We start from the raw sequence: 17,567 nt of genomic DNA, 5'->3' as shown, positions 1-17,567 counted from the left end.
TTAGGCCGCGACTGCGGCAAGTTGACGCTCGGCCATGCGTTCGGCCGTCCTGAGCGCCGCGCTGGTCATGATGTCGAGGTTGCCGGCATAGGCCGGCAGGTAGTGGGCCGCGCCTTCGACTTCGAGGAAGACGGACACTTTCAGGCCGGCCGTCCTGCCGATGCCGGGCAGGTTCACGCCGTCCTCGCAGCGGTCGAACTGCACCTCCTGCTTGAGGCGGTAGCCGGGCACGTATTCCTGCACGGCGGCCGCCATCTCGGCGACCGAGCGGCGGATCGCCTCCTGGTCGGCGTCCAGCGCCGTCATGCAATACACCGTGTCGCGCATCATCAGCGGCGGCTCGGCCGGATTCAGCACGATGATGGCCTTGCCCTTGCGCGCCCCGCCCACCTGCTCGATCGCCTGGGAGGTGGTTTCCGTGAACTCGTCGATGTTGGCGCGGGTGCCCGGGCCGGCCGACTTGCTGGAAATCGAGGCCACGATTTCGCCGTAGCAGACCGGGGCCACGCGCGAGACCGCCGCCACCATCGGGATCGTGGCCTGGCCGCCGCAGGTGACCATGTTCACGTTGAGGGCGTCCAGGTGGGCGTCGCCGTTCACCACGGGAATGCAGTAGGGGCCGATGGCGGCCGGGGTCAGGTCGACCATGCGGATGCCGGGCTTGAGCCCGCGCAGGAAGGCGTCGTTGCTGACGTGGGCCGCGGCGGAAGTGGCGTCGAACACCAGATCGATGTCGGCGAACTCCGGCATCGTCGTCAGTCCTCGCACGCCCTCGTGGGTCACCGCCACGCCCATGCGCGCGGCGCGCGCCAGGCCGTCGGACTTCGGATCGATGCCGACCATGACCGCCATCTCGATGTGCTTCCCGTGGCGCAGGATCTTGATCATCAAATCCGTGCCGATGTTGCCCGATCCGATGATCGCGGCCTTGAGTTTCTTGCTCATTACGTGACTCCTCTTCCTTATTCGGTAAAGACCGCGCGTACGCTGCCCAGGCCTTCGATCTGGGCCGTGAATGTCCCCGGCTGGGTCACGGCCACCATCGGACCGAGCGCGCCGGTCAGCAGCACGTCGCCGGCGCGCAGGGGCGTGCCCAGCTTGGCCATGGTGTCGGCCAGCCACGCGGCCGCGTTCAGGGGGTTGCCGAGGCAGGCGGCGCCGGCGCCCTGCGACACCTGTTCGCCGCCGCGCTCCATCGTCATGCGGCAGCCGGCCAGGTCCAGCTTGCGCAGCGGCACCGGGCACGAGCCGAGCACGAACAGCGCGCTCGATGCGTTGTCGGCGACGGTGTCGACGAAGCGGATGTCCCAGTCCTGGATGCGGCTGTCCACCACTTCGATCGCCGCCAGCGCGTAGGCGCTGGCGCAGAGGATGTCGGCAAAGCTGTGTTTTTCGTGGAGCAGGTCGCGCTCGAGCACCAGGGCGATTTCGGCCTCGACTTTCGGCTGGATCAGGCCCGACAAGGACATCGGCTCGCCGTCGCCATAGGCCATGCCGGCAAACAGTGCGCCGAAGTCGGGACGGTCGACGCCGAGCTGCCGCTGCACGGCGAGCGAGGTCAGGCCGATCTTGCGCCCCACGACGCGTTCGCCCTGCGCACGGCGCGCGTCGACGTTCGCCTGCTGGACCGCATAGGCCAGCTGCATGTCGTCCGCGCCGATCTCGTGGCGCACCGGAGCGACCTGGCGCCGCGCCTGCTGCGCGTCGCGCAGCCTGGCGGCAAGGGTGTGGATGAGTTGTTCGGACATCAGGGAGTTCTCCTTGGTTCAGGCCGCCGCGAGCGGGCCGGCATGCATGGCCCCGAAACCGGCAATCCATTCGGGGATCGGGCGATAAAAGTCGAGCGAGGCGCGGTAGGGTCCGTAGGCGGACAAGGCGCCGAAGGCGGCCACCCAGGTGCGGATTTCGTGCGCCGATTTGCCGCCGTCGCGCGTGATCGCCTCGTCGGTCATGCCGTCGACGGCCGTCAGTTCGCTCGACAGGCGCTCGATGAAGGCGCGGTCCCATTCGGGATTGAGCGGACGCAAGCTGCTGGTGCCGGCCGCGAATGCGCGGGCGGCGGCGACCGTGCGTTCCTGGCGCTGCCGGCGCGCCTCGAGGGACGGATTGCGCCCGTCGATCAGGCGCTCGGCCACCTCGGCGCTGGCGCCGGCCAGTTCCGGCACCGGCGGCTCGTGCGAGATGCCGCCCGAGCCGACGACCAGTACCCGCTTGCCGGTACGCGCCAGGAAGCGCCCGATGGCCTCGCCGAGCAGGCGGGCGCGGCGCAGGCTCGCCATCGGCGGCGCCACCGAATTGATGAAGACGGGGATCACCGGGTAGCGGTCCAGCCCGCCCGTCAGCACTTCCAGCGCCTGGGCGCAGCCGTGATCCACCTGCATCCGCCAGGACAAGGCGACGTCGATCTCGGCAGCGAGCACGCTCGCCGTCAATTCCCGGGCCAGCCCGCCCGGCACATCCAGCGGCCCGGCCAGGCTCAGGTAGTCGCCGACCGATTCCGCTGCGGCGCCGATGCAGAACGGCGGCATCATGTCGTAGAAGAAGCCGTTGTAGTGGTCCGGCGAGAACACGAGGACCAGTTCCGGGTCATAGGCGAGCACCCGCGCGCGCGCCGCGGCTTGCACCCGCTCGACTTCGGCCAGCACGTCCGGGGCCGGATCGAAATAGCCGTGCAGCGGCGAGTGGGAAAGACATTCCAGATGAATTGGCATAGGCAGCTCCAGCCGTCGTTCGACGGGTCGTTCAAAAGTAGTCGGGTACGCCGGCCCGGGGGGCTGGCGCCATGGTGTCAGGCCGCGAGCGGCAGGCTGGCCGCCTTGGCCAGCGCGCGCAGCGGCTGCTGCGGGTCTTGCCATACCTCGCGCGGCAGCCGCACGCGGCGCGCCACGAGCTCGCGCGCGCTGCGCATCTCGCGCCCCAGGTTGACGGTGATGGCGCCCACCAGCGCGCCCTCGTGATCGAGTCCGAACAGCATGCAGGGCGGCGCAGCAAGCGCGCCGCGCACGATCCATTTCGGCGCGCCCATGTCGCCCACGAACTGGACGTTGTAGCCGCACTGGTCGGTCCAGAACCAGGGGGCGGTGTCGGCCTCGGCCGGCAGGCCGAGCATGGCGCGCGCGGCGGCGATGCCCTGCTGCTGGGCGTTCTCCCAGGTCTCGCGCCGCTGGGGGCGGCCGCCGGCGTCGCGCCGGCTGGCGACGTCGCCCGCCGCGTAGACATGCGGGTCCGAAGTGCGGCACTGGTCGTCGACCACGATGCCGTTGTCGAGCGCCAGGCCCGCCGCCTGCGCCAGCGCGGTGTCGGGCTCGACGCCGATGCCGTAGACGACGGTGTCGGCGGCGACCCGGGTGCCGTCCTGCAGCGTCAGGACGATCTCCTTATCCTGGCGTTCTGCGCGCGCGATGCCGGCGCCGAAATGCAGCGCGACCCCGCGCCGGCGATGCGCTTCGCACAGGAAGGCGCCCAGGAGCGGCGGCGCGCAGCGTGCCATGGCCGCGGGCGCGGCTTCGATCACGGTGACCTGGGCGCCGAGATCGGCCGCGCTCGAGGCCAGTTCCAGGCCGATCACGCCGGCGCCGACCAGCAGCACCCGGCGGCCCGGCCGCAGCTCGCCGGCCAGTTTCGTGGCGTCGTCGAGCGTGCGCAGCGTGTGCACGTTGGCGCCGAGCGCATCGAGCAGCGGCAGGCGGCGGGCGCGGGCGCCGGTGGCCAGCAGCAGCTTGTCGTAGGCAATGGTTTCGCCACTGGCCAGGGTCAGCGTGCGCAGGGCCGTATCGAGCGCGCTGCCGGACACGCACAGCTTGAGCTCGATGTCCTGCTCCCGGTAGAAGGAATCCGGGTGCACCGCGCAACGGGTTTCGTGCGGACGCAGCAGCACGTCCTTGGAGAGCGGCGGACGCTCGTAGGGCAGGTGCGGCTCGTCGCCGACCAGCAGCACGCGGCCGGCGAAGCCCTGCCGGCGCAGTTCCGCGGCGGCATTCGCGCCGGCCTGGCCGGCGCCGACGATGACATAAACGGGACGATTCATGGTTCCACTCTCGAAATAGACGGGCGCGGGCGCCGGTTCATGCAGGCTGCATCAAAGCTGCAGCCCGCCGGCCACGTGGCGGATGCCGCGGATGCCCAGGCCGGCATCGGCGTTGATCATCACGCCGCTCAGCACGCGGTTGTTCGCGCGCGAGGCGAGCAGGACGTAGGGCCCGGTGAAATCGGCCGGGTCCGGAAAGAACTGCAGCGGCAGGATGCCGGCGATCGCCTCGGGCGAACGCGAATCCATGATGCGCTTGCCGTCCTGGCCGAGCGCCGCCGGTCCGCGCAGGTCGCTCGCCATGCCGCAGGGGCCGACGCCGTTGACCCGTACCCTGGGTGCCAGTTCGTAGGCCAGCTGGCGGATCAGGCCGACGGCGGCGTGCTTGCTGGCCGTGTAGAGCGGTCCGCCGCCGCCCGGGTAGAAGGACGCGTTCGACAGGGTGAAGATCATGCTGCCCTCGCTCTCGACCAGGGCCGCGGCGGCCGCTTTTGCGCCCAGCAGGTAGCCCTTCACGTTGATCGGGAACAGCTCGTCGAAGCCCTGCTCCAGTTGCTCGGGGGTGAGGTCCATCAGGCTTGATGCGTGATCCCAGATCGCCGCGTTGCCGATGAAGGTGTCGAGTGCGCCGAAGCGCTCCAGCGTGGCCGCGACGGCGCGCGCATTGTCCTGGGTCGAGCGCACGTCGCCCTGCACCGCGATGACGTCGGCACCGAACCGCGCGTTCAGGGCCGCGACCTTTTCCGGCGCGCGTTCCAGCACCCCGACCCGGCAGCCCTCGCGCACGAAACGCTCGACCAGGGCCAGCCCGAGTCCGGAACCGCCGCCGGTGATCAAGGCCACCTGGCCGCGCAGCCAGCCGCCCTGCTGCGCCCCCTGCCCGGCGCTCATGCGGGCTCCGTGACGTCGACGTAGATCTTGCCGTCGACGACAGCGACGGGGAAGGTCCGGAGCGGCTCCGTGGCCGGCTGGCAGAGGGCCGCGCCGGTCTTCAGGCAAAAGCGCGCGGCGTGCAGCGGGCACTCGACCGTGCCGTCGTCCTCGACATAGCCTTCGGACATCGATGCATTGCCGTGGCTGCAACGGTCGGCCAGGGCGAACACCTCGCCGTTGGAGCGGAATACCGCGACCGCATCGGCGGGGCCGGCGACCTTGATGGCCCCGCCGTCTGGCAGGGCGCTGTCTTCGCAAACGAGAATACGTGTCATGGCTGTCAGAAAAGTACGCTAAGGTTGTGTGTCGTCAGGGTGGCCTGGTCGAGCACGATCTCGCGGCGGCAGATCTGCCATCCCGCGGCATTGCCCGCGCGGCGCACCCGGTCCATGCGCTTGCCGGCATACAGCACCAGGTCGCGCTCTTTCTGCTGGCGATGCAGCAGGTAGTTCAGCCGGATGTCGAATTCGTCCGGATTCGAAGTGGCCTTGATCACGATGTTGGTGACCAGGTGGCGCGTGCGCGAGGGCGGCTCCTCGGCCCAGGCCATGCCGGTTTCGAGGCGCGCGATGCGGCGCTCCAGCTGGGCATGGGTGTCGTTGAAGATCCAGGTGGTCGGCGGCTGCACGCCGCGGCGGCGGTCGCGCGTCTGCGCATTGGCCAGGGTGCGCATGGTGTACTCCACTTCCGGCGACAACAGGTCCAGCCAGTCGCGAAACTGCCAGTCGTCGAGCAGTTCGGCCTCGTGATACAGGAACTGGGTCAGTGCGTGGTAGAGTTCCAGCGACACCGGCTGGGCAGGTTCAAGGGTCATCTCAGCCATGCTTGAGCACCTCCTCTTCATACGCCTTGCTGCGTTCGAGCACTTGCGCCCAGCTGTCGCAGTCGAGCAGGTCGGCCCAGCGGCGGTACATCGCGCGGGCTGCCGTCTCCGAGAAGATGTAATTGGTCACGCCCGGAATACCATCCTCGCGCAGCTTCTCGTTGCCGATGCCCATCTCGACGACCAGCTTGGTGGCACGCGCGCGCTTACCGCGCAGCACCTTCTGGATCTCGACCCAGTTCTCGGAATCGTCCTGTTCCAGGAAGCCCGCCGGCCCGAAGGCGCGCGTCGCGCTGCGCTCGAAGGCCTGCTTGACGTCCTCGTGTGCGTCCTTGTCGGCGATGCAGAAGGCCCAGACTTCGACCTGGTTCGGCCCGCGCGGATGCCATACCCGCAGCGTGGCGGTGCCGTTCAGCCAGGACATCGTGGGGAACATGTTGTTGTGGCCCGCCAGGCGCAGGGCGCGCACCTTGCCCAGGCGCTCCTCGACCTCGGGATAGGTGTCGCGGTAATACTGGGACACCATGCCGTCGACCCAGACGTTCGCGTCCGGCTTTTCGGTGAAGAAGAAACCGCTGCCGTGCCCGGCCTGGCCGTACTGCAGGGCGTCCTTCGCCGTTTCCCACACCGGGCGCGCGGTCTGGCCCGCGCCCAGTGCCTTGTCGTCGGCGTCCGCTTTCGCGCCGAGCACCTGCACTGCCGAGGCGTGCGAGAACAGGGCGTGGTACTGGTCGCTGGCGAACTGTTCGGCCGGCAGCTTCCAGTTACAGTCGATCACCCATTTCTGCACGCCGCCGATGATTTCGGTGCCGCCCGGACGGCGGTCGAGCACGCCGTCCAGATACCAGGCGATATCGCCCATGTACTCTTCCAGGCTGGGCGCCTCCGGATCCCAGTTGCCGAACACCAGGCCCTTGTATTCGACCACGCGGGTCACTTCCTGCAGGCCCAGCTTTTCCTTGCACAGGCCGTGCGGATAGGCGCGCTGCTCCAGCGGCACGTCGACCAGGCTGCCATCCGTGCCGTACGACCACCCGTGGTAGGGACAGGTGAATGCACGGGTATTGCCGCAATCGGCGTGGCTCACGCGCATCGAGCGATGGCGGCACTGGTTCAGGAAGGCCTTGATGGAGCCATCCTTCTGGCGCACCACGATGATCGGGTCTTCCCCCATGTAGGTATTGAAGAAATCGCCCGCCTTCGGGATCTGGCTGACATGCGCCAGGAACAGCCAGCAGCGGCCGAAAATGCGGTCCAACTCCAGTTCGTACAGGTCGGGGTCGGTATAAATGGACGATGCCACCCTGCCGGTCCGGGCGTCGACCAGGGCATCGAAATCGATGACTTTTTCAGACATTTCGCGTCTCCTCTACGGGTTCGTATGAACGGTGAACTTCCGCATATCTTCGTAGGAACAGGAGAGCTTGTATAATATTTTGTTTGTAGCGATTAAGACGTTCTAGCGATAACAGAAAAAACCGCCGCGTCAAGATGCCTGGTCGGCGCGCGCTTGCAAGGGAGATTATGGAACTCAGACATCTACGCTATTTCGTCGCCGTCGCCGAAGAACTCAGCTTTACGCGCGCCGCCGAACGCCTCTGTACGGCCCAGCCTTCGCTGAGCCAGCAGATCCGCGATCTCGAAGAACAGGTCGGCACGCTGCTGCTCGAGCGTACCCGGCGCAAGGTCGAGTTGACCGACGCCGGCAAGGTCTTCCTGACCGAGGCGCGCCTGACGCTGGCGCAAGCCGACCGCGCGATCGTGCGCGCGCGCCAGGTGGGACGCAAAGGGGCCTCGACGATCACGATCGGCTTCGTTCCCGCGGCCGAGGTGCGCATCTTCCCGGGCGTCCTGCCGCGCCTGCGCATGCGCCTGCCCGAGCTCAACGTCGAATTGCGCAGCATTCCGACCTTCGAACAGGAACAGAAGCTGCTCGATCATGAAATCGACATCGCCTTCCTGCGCAAACCGATCCGCTCGCCCGACGTGATGAGCGAAGTGGTGCTGAGCGAAGCCCTGGTGGCCGTGCTGCCGGTCGCGCACCCGCTCGCGCAATGCAAGGAGATCCACCCGCAACAGCTCGACGGCGAAGCCTGGGTCCAGCCGCATCCGCTGTACTCGGGCGACCTGCACAAGGTGGTCGAGACCTATTTCGCCCAGCACGGCGTGCGGCCGAAGGTCACCCAGGTCGCCACCAACACCCTGCTCTACCTGAACCTGATCGGGATGGGCCTGGGCGTGGGCATCCTGCCCGCCTACGCGGTGTCGCTGACCAATCCCGCCATCTGCACCAGGCCGCTCGCCGCGCCCGCGCCGGAAATCGAACTCCTGATGGCATGGCGCGCCGGCGAGTGCCCGCCCCACCTCGAGGTGCTGCGCGAGCTGGTGGCGCAGCACACGGACGGGTGATGGCGGCGTTGGCCTAGGGTAATGATGCGCAAACCTCGACGCGCAAAATAAAAAGCGCTGCTCCGCGTTTTGCGTGCAGCGCTTCGTCAGTCCACATTTCGGACCCTGGCGCCGAAATGCAAAAAGCCCACCAACCGAAGCTGATGGGCTTTTCTGAATTCTGGTGGGAAGTGCAAGTTTCGAACTTGCGACCCCTGCAGTGTGAATGCAGTGCTCTACCCCTGAGCTAACCTCCCTGACAACGAGGCGTATTATGCCACAAGATTTCTCTACCGTCACCCCTGTAGAGAATAATTTCTCCAAACACACTGCCCTTTTACGCCCTTGTCGAGCCCCGCGAGGACCTCTTCGTGTTGTGCTTCTTCTTCCGCAGTGGCGGTCACGACGATGATCTCGCCGAGCGGCACCGCGTCGAGCAGGACGCCGTCGTCCGACGTTTCCTCTTCCACGTCCATCGACAGCGAATTCTGGCCGCGGGTCATGGCCAGGTAGACGTCGGCCAGCAGTTCCGAGTCGAGCAGCGCGCCGTGCAGCTTGCGGTGGGCGTTCGAGACGCCGTAGCGGTCGCACAGGGCATCCAGCGAGTTGCGCTTGCCGGGGTGCATTTCCTTGGCGTTGACGAGGGTGTCGATCACGCCGCTGCAATGCGACACGAAGGACGGCAGGCCGAGGCGCTGGAACTCGTGGTTCAGGAAGCCCAGGTCGAAGGGCGCGTTGTGGATGATGACTTCGGCGCCGTCGATGTAGGCGCGCAGTTCCTCGACGATTTCGTGGAACTTCGGCTTGTCGCTGAGGAACTCGGTGGTCAGGCCGTGGACCGCGAGCGCGGCTTCGTCGGACTCGCGCTCGGGATTGATATAACGGTGAAAGTTGTTGCCGGTCAGCGTGCGGTTGACCAGTTCGACGCAGCCGATCTCGATGACGCGGTCGCCTGTCCTGGGGTTCAGGCCGGTGGTTTCGGTATCGAGGACAATCTGGCGCATGGCGGATTACTGTTGAAGAAAGGCAAGTCAGCAGTATAGCGCATGCACCCTGTTTTCAGCGACGCACCGTCGCCACACCGCGGTTTGCCAGCACGTCGGCGCGCTCGTTGCCGGGGTGGCCGTTATGGCCGCGCACCCAGCGCCACTCGACGGCGTGCTGCTGCTGCGCCAGGTCGAGCGCCTTCCACAAATCGTCGTTCTTGACCGGCTCCTTGGCTGCCGTCTTCCAGCCGCGCGCCTTCCAGCCGTGGATCCATTCGGAGATGCCCTTCTGGACGTACTGGCTGTCGGTATGCAGCACGACTTCGCATGGACGGTTGAGCACGCCGAGCGCTTCGATCACGGCCTTCAGCTCCATGCGGTTGTTGGTCGTGTTCAGTTCCCCGCCAAAGATTTCTTTCTCGTGACCGTCAGCAACCAGCAGTGCACCCCATCCGCCTGCACCGGGATTGCCCTTGCAGGCGCCATCGGTAAAAATTTCCACTTTCGTCATGCCGCCCGGTCTTTCCTGATTCGTTATTCTCTGTTGGTGGCGGGCACCGCCTGCGGCGCCCGGCTCGATTTCTTGTTCCACGCCGGCCCGATCAGGTGCATGCCCTTCACGCGCTTGACCGCGTGCACGACGTAGACGGCGCCCAGGTAGGGCCACCAGCGCTGCCCTGCCCCCTCCATGCTGGAGAAGCGGTTGATCCACTGGGCGGTGCGAAACGGTGGCGCGAAGCAGCCGAAATGGCTGCGCGTGGGGCCAAGATTCAACAATTTTAACCAGTCTTTCAGGCGGGGCATAGAGATGAATTCGCCTGCCGCCGGCAGGTAGCCGCTGCGCGTGACCTTGCCGATGCCCTGGCGCATGCCCCACAGGCTGGCCGGATTGAAGCCGCAGATGATGACCTGCCCTTCCGGAATCAGGACGCGCTCGACCTCGCGCAGCACCTGGTGCGGCTCGGCTGCGAACTCGAGCACGTGCGGCAGCACGACCAGGTCCAGGCTTTGCGAAGCGAAGGGCAGCTCGGCAAAGTCGAGGGCCACCGCGATCTGCTTGCCGGTCGCGGCGAACTCGAGCTCGTCGAAAGTGGAGGTGCGCGTGGCCGCCTGCCACTTGTTCGGCATGCGGTTGGCGGCCAGGGCGTCGATCTGCGGGACGCCGATCTGGACCGCGTTGAAGCCGAAGATGTCGGCCGTCAGCTCGTCGAGGCATGCCTGCTCGAAGGCGCGCACGTAGGCGCCCGCCGGCGAAAGCAGCCATTCGTCGAGCGCTATAATGGATTTTTCAGATGCAGCGCTATCCATGACCACCCTCTTTTCGGAAAACCATGACCAATTCGCCTGATGGCGTGTTTTCTGCAGGCGCACCGCAAGTCGAGCCGGCGCCGGCTGAAGCACCTAATGCTGCAACTAATGCGGCAACTAATGCAGCAACTAATGCAGCAACTAAGAATTTGAGTGTCCTGACCGTGCCCGCGTTCAAGGATAATTACCTTTGGCTGATCCATGACGGCGTCCACGCCGCCGTGGTCGACCCCGGCGACAGCGGACCGATCCTCGCCAGCCTGCGCGAGCATGGCCTGACCCTTACCGCCATTTTACTCACCCACCATCATGCTGACCACATTGGTGGCGTGCCTGAGCTGCTGGCGCGCTATCCGGTGCCGGTTTACGGGCCGCGCAAGGACCGCATCGCGACCGTCACCCATCCTTTGTCCGAGGGCGACCGGGTCGCGGTGCCCGGGCTGGACCTGGAGCTGGACGTGCTCGACGTGCCCGGACACACGCTGGGCCATATTGCCTACGTACGCGCGACGCCGGGGCTGCACTGGCTGTTCTGCGGCGATACCCTGTTTGCCGGCGGCTGCGGACGCCTGTTCGAGGGCACGCCCGCGCAGATGACGGCCTCGCTGGAGAAGCTGGCGGCCTTGCCGGAAGATACCGAAGTGTATTGCGCGCACGAGTACACGCTGGCGAACCTGCGCTTTGCCGAAGCGGTCGATGCGGACAACGAAGCGCTGGCGCTGCGGGTGCGCGACGAGGCCGCGAAGCGGACCGCGGGACTGCCGACGGTGCCGTCGAGCATAGGCCTGGAGCGCAGGACCAACCCCTTCCTGCGGTATCGGGAGCCGGCGCTGGTGGGCGCGCTGGTCGCGGCGGGAAAGCTGCGCGACGGGGCGGCACCGGTGGAGGCATTTGCGGCCTTGCGGGAGTGGAAGAACGTGTTTTGAGCAAGCCCCGGCGGAGCCCACCCGCGATCGCGGGGTGGTCTCCGCCGCAGTTCCTCAGATCTCTTCGTACAGCGGCAGGGTCAGGAATTCGGCGAACTGTTCGGACGTCGACATTTCCTCGAAGATGACGGCGGCGCGGGCGTAGCTCGGGTTGTCGCCGTTCGGCGCCGCGGCCTTTGCCTTGGCCAGCTCTTCCGGGATCATCGCGCGCACCATCTCGGCCGTGACCTTGCGGCCATCCTCCAGCACGCCCTTCGGCGAGCGGATCCACTGCCAGACTTGCGAGCGGCTGATCTCGGCCGTGGCGGCGTCTTCCATCAGGTTATGGATCGGCACGCAACCGTTGCCGGCCAGCCAGGCGCCCAGGTAGTGGATGCCGACGTTGATGTTGTAGCGCAGCCCCTCTTCCGTGATCGGGGTTTCCGGCTTGAAGTCGAGCAGGTCCGCCGCCGTGACCTCGACGTCCGGGCGCTGCTTGTCGATCTGGTTCGGACGATCGCCCAGCACCTTGGTAAATTCCGTCATCGCCAGCTCGACCAGCCCAGGGTGGGCGACCCAGCCGCCGTCATAGCCGTCGCTGGCGTCGCGCGCCTTGTCGGTGCGCACGCCGCCCATCGCAATCTCGTTCTTCGCCGGATCGTTCTTGATCGGGATCAGGGCCGACATGCCGCCGATGGCCGGCGCGCCGCGCTTGTGGCAAGTCTTCAACAGCAGCAAGGCGTAGGCGCGCATGAAGGGCGCGGTCATCGTCACTTTCGGACGGTCGGCCAGGCAGAAATCCTTGTCCAGTTTAAATTTCTTGATGCACGAGAAAATGTAATCCCAACGGCCCGCATTCAGGCCGGCGCTGTGCTCGCGCAATTCATACAGGATCTCGTCCATTTCGAAAGCGGCGAGGATGGTTTCGACCAGCACGGTAGCCTTGATCGTCCCGCGCGGCAAGCCAAGCGCTTCCTGGGTGGCGATGAAGATATCGTTCCACAGGCGCGCTTCCAGATGGGATTCCAGTTTCGGCAAATAGAAATAGGGACCCGCGCCGCGCGCCAGTTGCTCCTTGGCGTTATGGAACATGAACAGGGCGAAATCGAAAATACCGCCGGAGACGCGCTTGCCGTCGACCAGCACGTGCTTCTCGTCCATATGCCAGCCGCGTGGGCGCACCAGCAGCGTGGCGACCTTCTCGTTCAATTGATAGCGCTTGCCGTTCTGTTCGAGCGAAATCGTACCCCGCACGGCGTCGCGAAGATTGATCTGGCCGGCAACCTGGTTTTCCCAGTTGGGCGCGTTCGAATCCTCGAAATCGGTCATGTAGGCGTCCGCGCCCGAGTTCAGGGCGTTGATGACCATCTTGCGCTCGACCGGACCGGTAATCTCGACGCGGCGGCATTCCAGGGCCGGCGGGATCGGCGTGATCTTCCAGTCGCCGTCGCGGATGTGGGCGGTTTCGGGCAGGAAGTCCGGGCGTTCGCCGGCGTCGATACGGCGTGCGCGCTCGACGCGCGCTGCCAGCAGTTCCTGGCGCCGTGGCTCGAACTGGCGGCTCAGCTTGGCGACCAGTTCCAGTGCCTCGGGCGTCAGGATCTGCTCGAAGCCCGGTTGGATGTCGGCCTGGATTTCCAGTCCCGCTGGGGTGGCGATGGTCATGGCATTACTCCTCGTGTGTGGATGTTCTTGCGCACAACGCCAAGTACGGCCCTACCGGGAAAACCTTGGCGTTTGTCATATCATCAAGTATATTCAACTTAAAGTAGAGGAACGATACATTTAATAACTTCATCTGTGCAAATATGTCACAGATGGGAGACGCCGATGGGAAAATTCAGGGAAATCTCGACTTTCGTCGAGGTGGTGGCACGCGGCAGCCTGTCGGGCGCGGCGCGTGCCGAAGGCATCGCGCCGGCGATGATCGGCCGCCGCCTCGACGCGCTCGAAGCCCGGCTCGGCGTCAAGCTGCTGCAGCGTACGACGCGCCGGCTGGCGCTCACCGACGAAGGCGCCGCCTTCCTGGAGGACTGCCAGCGCATCCTGGCCGAAATGGAAGAGGCCGAAAGTGCCGTGGCCGCGCGCAGCGGCCAGGCCAAGGGGCACCTGCTGGTATCGGCACCGGCAGGTTTCGGCCGCCAGCACGTGGCACCGCTGCTGCCCTCCTTCCTGGCCGAGCACCGCGAAGTGACCGTCAACCTGAACCTGAACGACCGCATCGTCGACGTCGTCGGCGAAGGCATCGACGTCGCGATCCGCATCGCCAGCCTGTCCGATTCGAACCTGGTCGGTGTCAAGCTGGCCGACAACGCCCGCGTCGTGGTGGCCTCGCCGGCCTACCTGAAGCGCCATGGCACCCCGCGCACGCCCGCCGACCTGGCCCATCACAACTGCCTGGCGATCAGCAGCGAAGGCAGCCAGCGCGGCTGGACCTTCCGCGATGGGGCGAAGACGACAACGCTGAAAGTGCCCGGCAACCTGGTCTGCAACGACGGCGAGGTGCTGCACGACTGGGCCCTGGCCGGGCGCGGACTGGCGTGGCGCTCAATGTGGGAAGTGGGTCCGCAGATTGCGGCGGGAAAACTGGTGACGGTCCTCGACCAATACGCGGCACCGGGCAACGATATCCATGCGGTATTTGCACAACGGCGCCACCTGCCCTTGCGGATCCGCGTCTTCGTGGATTTCCTCCGGCGCGCCTACGCCGAGCGTTTATACCGGAGCCAATGACTGCCGGGCTCAGTTACTGCCGGCTTGGCAATTGACGAGTAGTAATCTAAAAGCGCTTGAAACAGAAAGTCCAGACAAAAAAAATCCCCGGCATGCCGAGGATTTTTCATCGTAATTCAGCGATTAGATCGGCTGGATGTTCGATGCTTGTTTGCCCTTAGGACCCGAGGTCACGTCGAACGAGACGCGCTGGTTCTCTTGCAGGGACTTGAAGCCTTGGCTCTGGATTGCCGAGAAGTGCGCGAACAGATCTTCGCCGCCTTCATCAGGGGTGATGAAGCCGAAGCCCTTCGAGTCATTGAACCATTTAACGATGCCAGTTGCCATTACAATTTCCTATTTCAGTTAAGTGGGCTTGCGCCCGTTTATGATCGTTTGAAGTAGCAAGAAAGAAATGACAGACAGACTGCACAACTAGCTCGAACCCAACGATCCCGTATTATACCGAATAAAACAGATTGCAAGCGATTTTCGAAAAATAAAAGTGCGGACCGCTTAACAATGCTGTAAACCAATGCTCGAAACCAACTTGCGCGGTTTGGATTTTGAATCGGCAGTAAGGAGAATATAGGGCATCGACAAAGCGCAAGTTTGCGCTGGATCAAACGGCCCGGCGCAATACTTCTGGTTCAAGGCAACAGTGAAAACGCGGCGCTATGATAAGCCGGCGGCTGCGCGTCGAGGCCGGCACGCACGAAATCATCGAGCGCAGCCAGCCATGCGCGCCAGTCGTCTTCGCCCACCGCCTCGAAGACCCGCAGCACCCGCAAGCGCTGCTCGAGCGCGCGCGCGCCCTGCCCCAGCTCGCGGAAACCGAAGGTCACCGCGGCGCCGGCCAGCGTGTGGAGCAGGGCCTGCAGCTCGGCGACCTGCTGCGGCGCCGGCGCGGCCGGGACGAAGTCCGCCCGGGCCGCCTGGATGCGCCCCAGGGTGGCCGGCAGCCCGTCGCGGAAGGCCTGGTTGGCCTGCGTCAAGCGCGTGAAGAAACTGGCGTCGACGCCGTTCACTTGGTGCCAAAGATGCGGTCGCCCGCGTCGCCCAGGCCCGGCACGATATAGGCGTGCTCGTCCAGGTGCGAGTCGAGCGAGGCCACGTACAGCTTCACGTTCGGGTGCGCCGCCTGGACCACCTTGACGCCTTCCGGCGCCGCCACCAGCGCCAGGAAGATGATGTGCTCGTCGGGCACGCCGCGCTTTTTCAGCACGTCGATCGCGTGCACCGCCGAGTTGCCGGTGGCGACCATCGGGTCGCACAGGATGAAGGTGCGCTCCGAGGTGTCGGGCAAGCGCACCAGGTATTCGACCGGCTCGTGGGTCTCGGGGTCGCGGAACACGCCGATGTGGCCGACACGCGCCGAGGGCACCAGTTCCAGCAGGCCGTCGCTCATGCCGATGCCGGCGCGCAGGATCGGCACGATCGCCAGCTTCTTGCCGGCGATGACGGGCGCGTCGATCGTCACCAGCGGCGTCTGGATCGGGCGCGTGGTCAGCGGCAGGTCGCGCGTGATCTCGTAACCCATCAGCAGCGTGATTTCCTTGAGCAGCTCGCGAAAGGTGCGCGTCGAGGTATCGTGCTCGCGCATGTGCGACAGCTTGTGCTGGATCAGCGGGTGGTTCAGGATGTAGAGGCTGGGGAAGCGCGGGTCTTGTTTCATGGTCGACATGGTGTGTGTTCTTAAATTGTTTCTCTTAACCTGCCATTATCCCAGTCGCCGGCCCATTTGTCGCGCCCGCCCCTAGAAATTTCATCCTAAACCGGCAGCGCCCGCGCCAAGATGGCCGCGGCATCGATCCCGGGCGGCAGCCTGCCGAAGGCCCCGCCGACATCCTCGGCGATGCGCGAGGCCAGGAAAGCCTCGGCCACGAAAGGCGGCGCATGGCGCAGCAGCAGCGCGCCCTGCACTGCAATGACGAGCCGCTCGGCCAGCCGCCGGGCGCCCGCTTCGCCGGTCCCGGCCAGCTCGCGCCCGAGCAGGTCGACATAGCGGGCGAAACGCGGGTCGAGCGCGGCGGCCGGGCCCAGCTCGGCCTCGAGCACGGCGCGCGCCGCCTCCGGGTCCTTGCCGAGCGCGCGCAGCACGTCCAGGCACATCACGTTGCCCGATCCTTCCCAGATCGAATTGACCGGAAACTCCCGGTAGAGCCGCGCCAGCGGGCCGTCCTCGACATAGCCGTTGCCGCCCATGACTTCCATCGCCTCGGCGCCGAAGGCCGGGCCGCGCTTGCACAGCCAGTACTTCCCGGCCGGGGTCAGGATGCGCCCGAGCAGGCTTTGCGCCGGATCGTCCGGATGGTCGAAGCAGCGCGCCAGGCGCAGGGCGAAAGCGCTCGCCGCTTCCGACTCGAGCGCGAGATCGGCCAGTACGTTCTGCATCAGGGGCTGCTCCGCCAGCGGCTTGCCGAAGGCGGCGCGCCCGCGCGCATGGTGCAGCGCGTGGCAGAGTGCGGCGCGCATGATGCCGGCGGTCCCGACCACGCAGTCGAGCCGCGTGTAGCCGCCCATCTCCAGGATGGTCGGGATGCCGCGCCCGACGTCGCCGACCAGCCAGCCGGCGGCGCCGCAAAACTCGACCTCGGACGAGGCGTTCGAGCGGTTGCCGAGCTTGTCCTTCAGGCGCTGCACGCGGATCGCGTTGCGGCTGCCGTCGGGCAGGAAGCGCGGCACGAAGAAACAGGACAAGGCGCCGGGGTCGCCAACCCGGCCAACCCGGCCATCCCCGCCCGCCTCGACAGCCTGGGCCAGCACCAGGTGCGCATCGGACTGCGGGGCGGAAAAGAACCACTTGTGGCCGACCAGCTCCCAGGCGCCCTCGCCCTCGTCGCCGAAACGGGCCCTGGCCGCGGCCGGGTCGATCCGGACCGCGCGCGTGGTGTTCGCGCGCACGTCGGTGCCGCCCTGCTTCTCGGTCATGCCCATCCCGATCAGGGCGCCGCGCTTTTGCGCGACCGGCAGCGAGCGCGGGTCGTACTCGCTCGAGAGGATCTTGGGCAGCCAGCGCGCACCCAGCGCTCCGGCGCGGCGCAAGGCGGGCACCGCCGCGTAGGTCATCGTCACCGGGCACTGGGCGCCGTTCTCGACCTGGCCGAACAGCAGGTAGGCCGCGGCGCGCGCGACCTGGGCGCCGGGGCGCGGCGCGACCCAGGGCTTGCTGTGGGCGCCTTCGCCGATCATCAGCGCCATCAGGGCATGCCAGGCGGGGTGGAATTCCACCTCGTCGACACGGCGCCCGCTGCGGTCGAAGTTCACCAGGCGCGGGCCGTTGGCATTCGCCAGCCGCGCCAGGTCGAGCACCTCGGAGCGGCCGAGCCGTTCGCCGAGCGCGGCCAGCTCATCCCTGGCCCAGCCCGCGCCTTCGCGCTCCAGGGCTTGCTGCAGCGCCGGGTCGGCCAGGAACAGGTTGACGTCGCCAAACGGCGGCGCCTGGTTGAAGACTTCGTGCGTTTCGAACTGGTGCATGAACTGGT

19 protein-coding genes and 1 tRNA gene are annotated in these 17,567 nt (G+C 66.3%); 3 read left to right on the top strand and 17 right to left on the bottom strand.

Annotation, left to right across the window (positions count from 1 at the left end; all coding sequences use genetic code 11):
- The 8 genes from ACFPAH_RS12360 to hcaE form a co-directional block, all read right to left on the bottom strand.
- Window positions 1–945: an acetaldehyde dehydrogenase (acetylating) gene (locus ACFPAH_RS12360; RefSeq protein WP_379745412.1), complete on the bottom strand. Its 945-nt coding sequence runs from the start codon at window positions 943–945 to the stop codon at window positions 1–3.
- Between the two features lie 17 nt (window positions 946–962).
- Window positions 963–1,748 (bottom strand): 2-keto-4-pentenoate hydratase, encoded by a 786-nt coding sequence (gene mhpD / locus ACFPAH_RS12355; RefSeq protein WP_379745409.1) that lies wholly within the window; start codon window positions 1,746–1,748, stop codon window positions 963–965.
- 18 nt (window positions 1,749–1,766) lie between these two features.
- Window positions 1,767–2,711 (bottom strand): 3-carboxyethylcatechol 2,3-dioxygenase, encoded by a 945-nt coding sequence (locus ACFPAH_RS12350; RefSeq protein ID WP_379745406.1) that lies wholly within the window; start codon window positions 2,709–2,711, stop codon window positions 1,767–1,769.
- Between the two features lie 77 nt (window positions 2,712–2,788).
- A complete protein-coding gene (hcaD, locus tag ACFPAH_RS12345; RefSeq protein WP_379745403.1) occupies window positions 2,789–4,027 on the bottom strand; it encodes a 3-phenylpropionate/cinnamic acid dioxygenase ferredoxin--NAD(+) reductase subunit in 1,239 nt (412 codons plus the stop codon).
- 51 nt (window positions 4,028–4,078) lie between these two features.
- Window positions 4,079–4,918 carry a 3-phenylpropionate-dihydrodiol/cinnamic acid-dihydrodiol dehydrogenase gene (hcaB, locus tag ACFPAH_RS12340; RefSeq protein WP_379745400.1) on the bottom strand — a complete coding sequence of 280 codons (840 nt, stop codon included), beginning with the start codon at window positions 4,916–4,918 and terminating at the stop codon, window positions 4,079–4,081.
- Window positions 4,915–5,235, bottom strand: coding sequence for a 3-phenylpropionate/cinnamic acid dioxygenase ferredoxin subunit (gene hcaC, locus ACFPAH_RS12335; RefSeq protein ID WP_379745397.1), 321 nt, complete (start codon window positions 5,233–5,235; stop codon window positions 4,915–4,917). Before hcaC ends, hcaB begins: the two co-directional genes overlap by 4 nt.
- Window positions 5,236–5,240: 5 nt before the next feature.
- Window positions 5,241–5,774 (bottom strand): 3-phenylpropionate/cinnamic acid dioxygenase subunit beta, encoded by a 534-nt coding sequence (hcaF, locus tag ACFPAH_RS12330; RefSeq protein ID WP_379745394.1) that lies wholly within the window; start codon window positions 5,772–5,774, stop codon window positions 5,241–5,243.
- 1 nt (window position 5,775) lies between these two features.
- Window positions 5,776–7,140: a 3-phenylpropionate/cinnamic acid dioxygenase subunit alpha gene (gene hcaE / locus ACFPAH_RS12325; protein ID WP_379745391.1), complete on the bottom strand. Its 1,365-nt coding sequence runs from the start codon at window positions 7,138–7,140 to the stop codon at window positions 5,776–5,778.
- 167 nt (window positions 7,141–7,307) lie between these two features.
- On the opposite strand from hcaE, the gene hcaR reads away from it, so the two are divergent.
- Window positions 7,308–8,192 (top strand): DNA-binding transcriptional regulator HcaR, encoded by an 885-nt coding sequence (hcaR, locus tag ACFPAH_RS12320; RefSeq protein ID WP_379745388.1) that lies wholly within the window; start codon window positions 7,308–7,310, stop codon window positions 8,190–8,192.
- Between the two features lie 161 nt (window positions 8,193–8,353).
- Here hcaR and ACFPAH_RS12315 read toward each other — a convergent pair.
- From ACFPAH_RS12315 to ACFPAH_RS12300, 4 genes are all read right to left on the bottom strand, one after another.
- Window positions 8,354–8,428, bottom strand: a tRNA-Val gene (locus ACFPAH_RS12315).
- Between the two features lie 39 nt (window positions 8,429–8,467).
- The gene (gene dnaQ / locus ACFPAH_RS12310) at window positions 8,468–9,175 is read right to left on the bottom strand and encodes a DNA polymerase III subunit epsilon (RefSeq protein ID WP_379745385.1); all 708 of its coding nucleotides are present in this window, start codon (window positions 9,173–9,175) and stop codon (window positions 8,468–8,470) included.
- A gap of 55 nt (window positions 9,176–9,230) precedes the next feature.
- Window positions 9,231–9,668 (bottom strand): ribonuclease HI, encoded by a 438-nt coding sequence (gene rnhA / locus ACFPAH_RS12305; RefSeq protein ID WP_379745382.1) that lies wholly within the window; start codon window positions 9,666–9,668, stop codon window positions 9,231–9,233.
- Window positions 9,669–9,691: 23 nt separating this feature from the next.
- A complete protein-coding gene (locus ACFPAH_RS12300) occupies window positions 9,692–10,465 on the bottom strand; it encodes a class I SAM-dependent methyltransferase (protein WP_379745379.1) in 774 nt (257 codons plus the stop codon).
- Window positions 10,466–10,614: 149 nt separating this feature from the next.
- Between ACFPAH_RS12300 and gloB the strand changes: the two genes are divergently transcribed.
- A complete protein-coding gene (gene gloB / locus ACFPAH_RS12295; RefSeq protein ID WP_379745376.1) occupies window positions 10,615–11,391 on the top strand; it encodes a hydroxyacylglutathione hydrolase in 777 nt (258 codons plus the stop codon).
- 54 nt (window positions 11,392–11,445) lie between these two features.
- Here the strand turns inward: gloB and aceB are convergent, their stop codons facing one another.
- Window positions 11,446–13,035: a malate synthase A gene (gene aceB / locus ACFPAH_RS12290; RefSeq protein ID WP_379745373.1), complete on the bottom strand. Its 1,590-nt coding sequence runs from the start codon at window positions 13,033–13,035 to the stop codon at window positions 11,446–11,448.
- A 165-nt stretch (window positions 13,036–13,200) separates the two neighbouring features.
- Between aceB and ACFPAH_RS12285 the strand changes: the two genes are divergently transcribed.
- Window positions 13,201–14,103, top strand: coding sequence for a LysR family transcriptional regulator (locus ACFPAH_RS12285; protein ID WP_379745370.1), 903 nt, complete (start codon window positions 13,201–13,203; stop codon window positions 14,101–14,103).
- A gap of 123 nt (window positions 14,104–14,226) precedes the next feature.
- On the opposite strand, the gene ACFPAH_RS12280 is transcribed toward ACFPAH_RS12285, so the two are convergent.
- From ACFPAH_RS12280 to ACFPAH_RS12265, 4 genes are all read right to left on the bottom strand, one after another.
- Window positions 14,227–14,430, bottom strand: coding sequence for a cold-shock protein (locus tag ACFPAH_RS12280; RefSeq protein WP_182988379.1), 204 nt, complete (start codon window positions 14,428–14,430; stop codon window positions 14,227–14,229).
- A gap of 302 nt (window positions 14,431–14,732) precedes the next feature.
- Window positions 14,733–15,110: an Hpt domain-containing protein gene (locus ACFPAH_RS12275; RefSeq protein ID WP_379745367.1), complete on the bottom strand. Its 378-nt coding sequence runs from the start codon at window positions 15,108–15,110 to the stop codon at window positions 14,733–14,735.
- The gene (gene upp, locus ACFPAH_RS12270; protein WP_379746009.1) at window positions 15,107–15,757 is read right to left on the bottom strand and encodes a uracil phosphoribosyltransferase; all 651 of its coding nucleotides are present in this window, start codon (window positions 15,755–15,757) and stop codon (window positions 15,107–15,109) included. Before upp ends, ACFPAH_RS12275 begins: the two co-directional genes overlap by 4 nt.
- A 95-nt stretch (window positions 15,758–15,852) precedes the next feature.
- Entirely contained in the window at window positions 15,853–17,559 is a 1,707-nt protein-coding gene (locus ACFPAH_RS12265; protein WP_379746006.1) for an isovaleryl-CoA dehydrogenase, read from the bottom strand.
- Window positions 17,560–17,567 lie beyond the last annotated feature (8 nt).

The sequence above is a fragment of the Massilia sp. GCM10023247 genome (assembly GCF_042653325.1).
Lineage (GTDB): Bacteria > Pseudomonadota > Gammaproteobacteria > Burkholderiales > Burkholderiaceae_D > Telluria.
The sequence above is the reverse complement of the archived record's forward strand: the minus strand, read 5'-3'. Positions and strand labels throughout refer to the sequence as shown.

Excerpts from the sequence above, each read along its gene's own strand:
- ACFPAH_RS12360 (WP_379745412.1), bottom strand. The coding sequence starts at position 945 with ATGAGCAAGAAACTCAAGGCCGCGATCATCGGATCGGGCAACATCGGC.
- mhpD (WP_379745409.1), bottom strand. The coding sequence starts at position 1,748 with ATGTCCGAACAACTCATCCACACCCTTGCCGCCAGGCTGCGCGACGCG.
- ACFPAH_RS12350 (WP_379745406.1), bottom strand. The coding sequence starts at position 2,711 with ATGCCAATTCATCTGGAATGTCTTTCCCACTCGCCGCTGCACGGCTAT.
- hcaD (WP_379745403.1), bottom strand. The coding sequence starts at position 4,027 with ATGAATCGTCCCGTTTATGTCATCGTCGGCGCCGGCCAGGCCGGCGCG.
- hcaB (WP_379745400.1), bottom strand. The coding sequence starts at position 4,918 with ATGAGCGCCGGGCAGGGGGCGCAGCAGGGCGGCTGGCTGCGCGGCCAG.
- hcaC (WP_379745397.1), bottom strand. The coding sequence starts at position 5,235 with ATGACACGTATTCTCGTTTGCGAAGACAGCGCCCTGCCAGACGGCGGG.
- hcaF (WP_379745394.1), bottom strand. The coding sequence starts at position 5,774 with ATGACCCTTGAACCTGCCCAGCCGGTGTCGCTGGAACTCTACCACGCA.
- hcaE (WP_379745391.1), bottom strand. The coding sequence starts at position 7,140 with ATGTCTGAAAAAGTCATCGATTTCGATGCCCTGGTCGACGCCCGGACC.
- hcaR (WP_379745388.1), top strand. The coding sequence starts at position 7,308 with ATGGAACTCAGACATCTACGCTATTTCGTCGCCGTCGCCGAAGAACTC.
- dnaQ (WP_379745385.1), bottom strand. The coding sequence starts at position 9,175 with ATGCGCCAGATTGTCCTCGATACCGAAACCACCGGCCTGAACCCCAGG.
- rnhA (WP_379745382.1), bottom strand. The coding sequence starts at position 9,668 with ATGACGAAAGTGGAAATTTTTACCGATGGCGCCTGCAAGGGCAATCCC.
- ACFPAH_RS12300 (WP_379745379.1), bottom strand. The coding sequence starts at position 10,465 with ATGGATAGCGCTGCATCTGAAAAATCCATTATAGCGCTCGACGAATGG.
- aceB (WP_379745373.1), bottom strand. The coding sequence starts at position 13,035 with ATGACCATCGCCACCCCAGCGGGACTGGAAATCCAGGCCGACATCCAA.
- ACFPAH_RS12285 (WP_379745370.1), top strand. The coding sequence starts at position 13,201 with ATGGGAAAATTCAGGGAAATCTCGACTTTCGTCGAGGTGGTGGCACGC.
- ACFPAH_RS12280 (WP_182988379.1), bottom strand. The coding sequence starts at position 14,430 with ATGGCAACTGGCATCGTTAAATGGTTCAATGACTCGAAGGGCTTCGGC.
- upp (WP_379746009.1), bottom strand. The coding sequence starts at position 15,757 with ATGAAACAAGACCCGCGCTTCCCCAGCCTCTACATCCTGAACCACCCG.
- ACFPAH_RS12265 (WP_379746006.1), bottom strand. The coding sequence starts at position 17,559 with ATGCACCAGTTCGAAACGCACGAAGTCTTCAACCAGGCGCCGCCGTTT.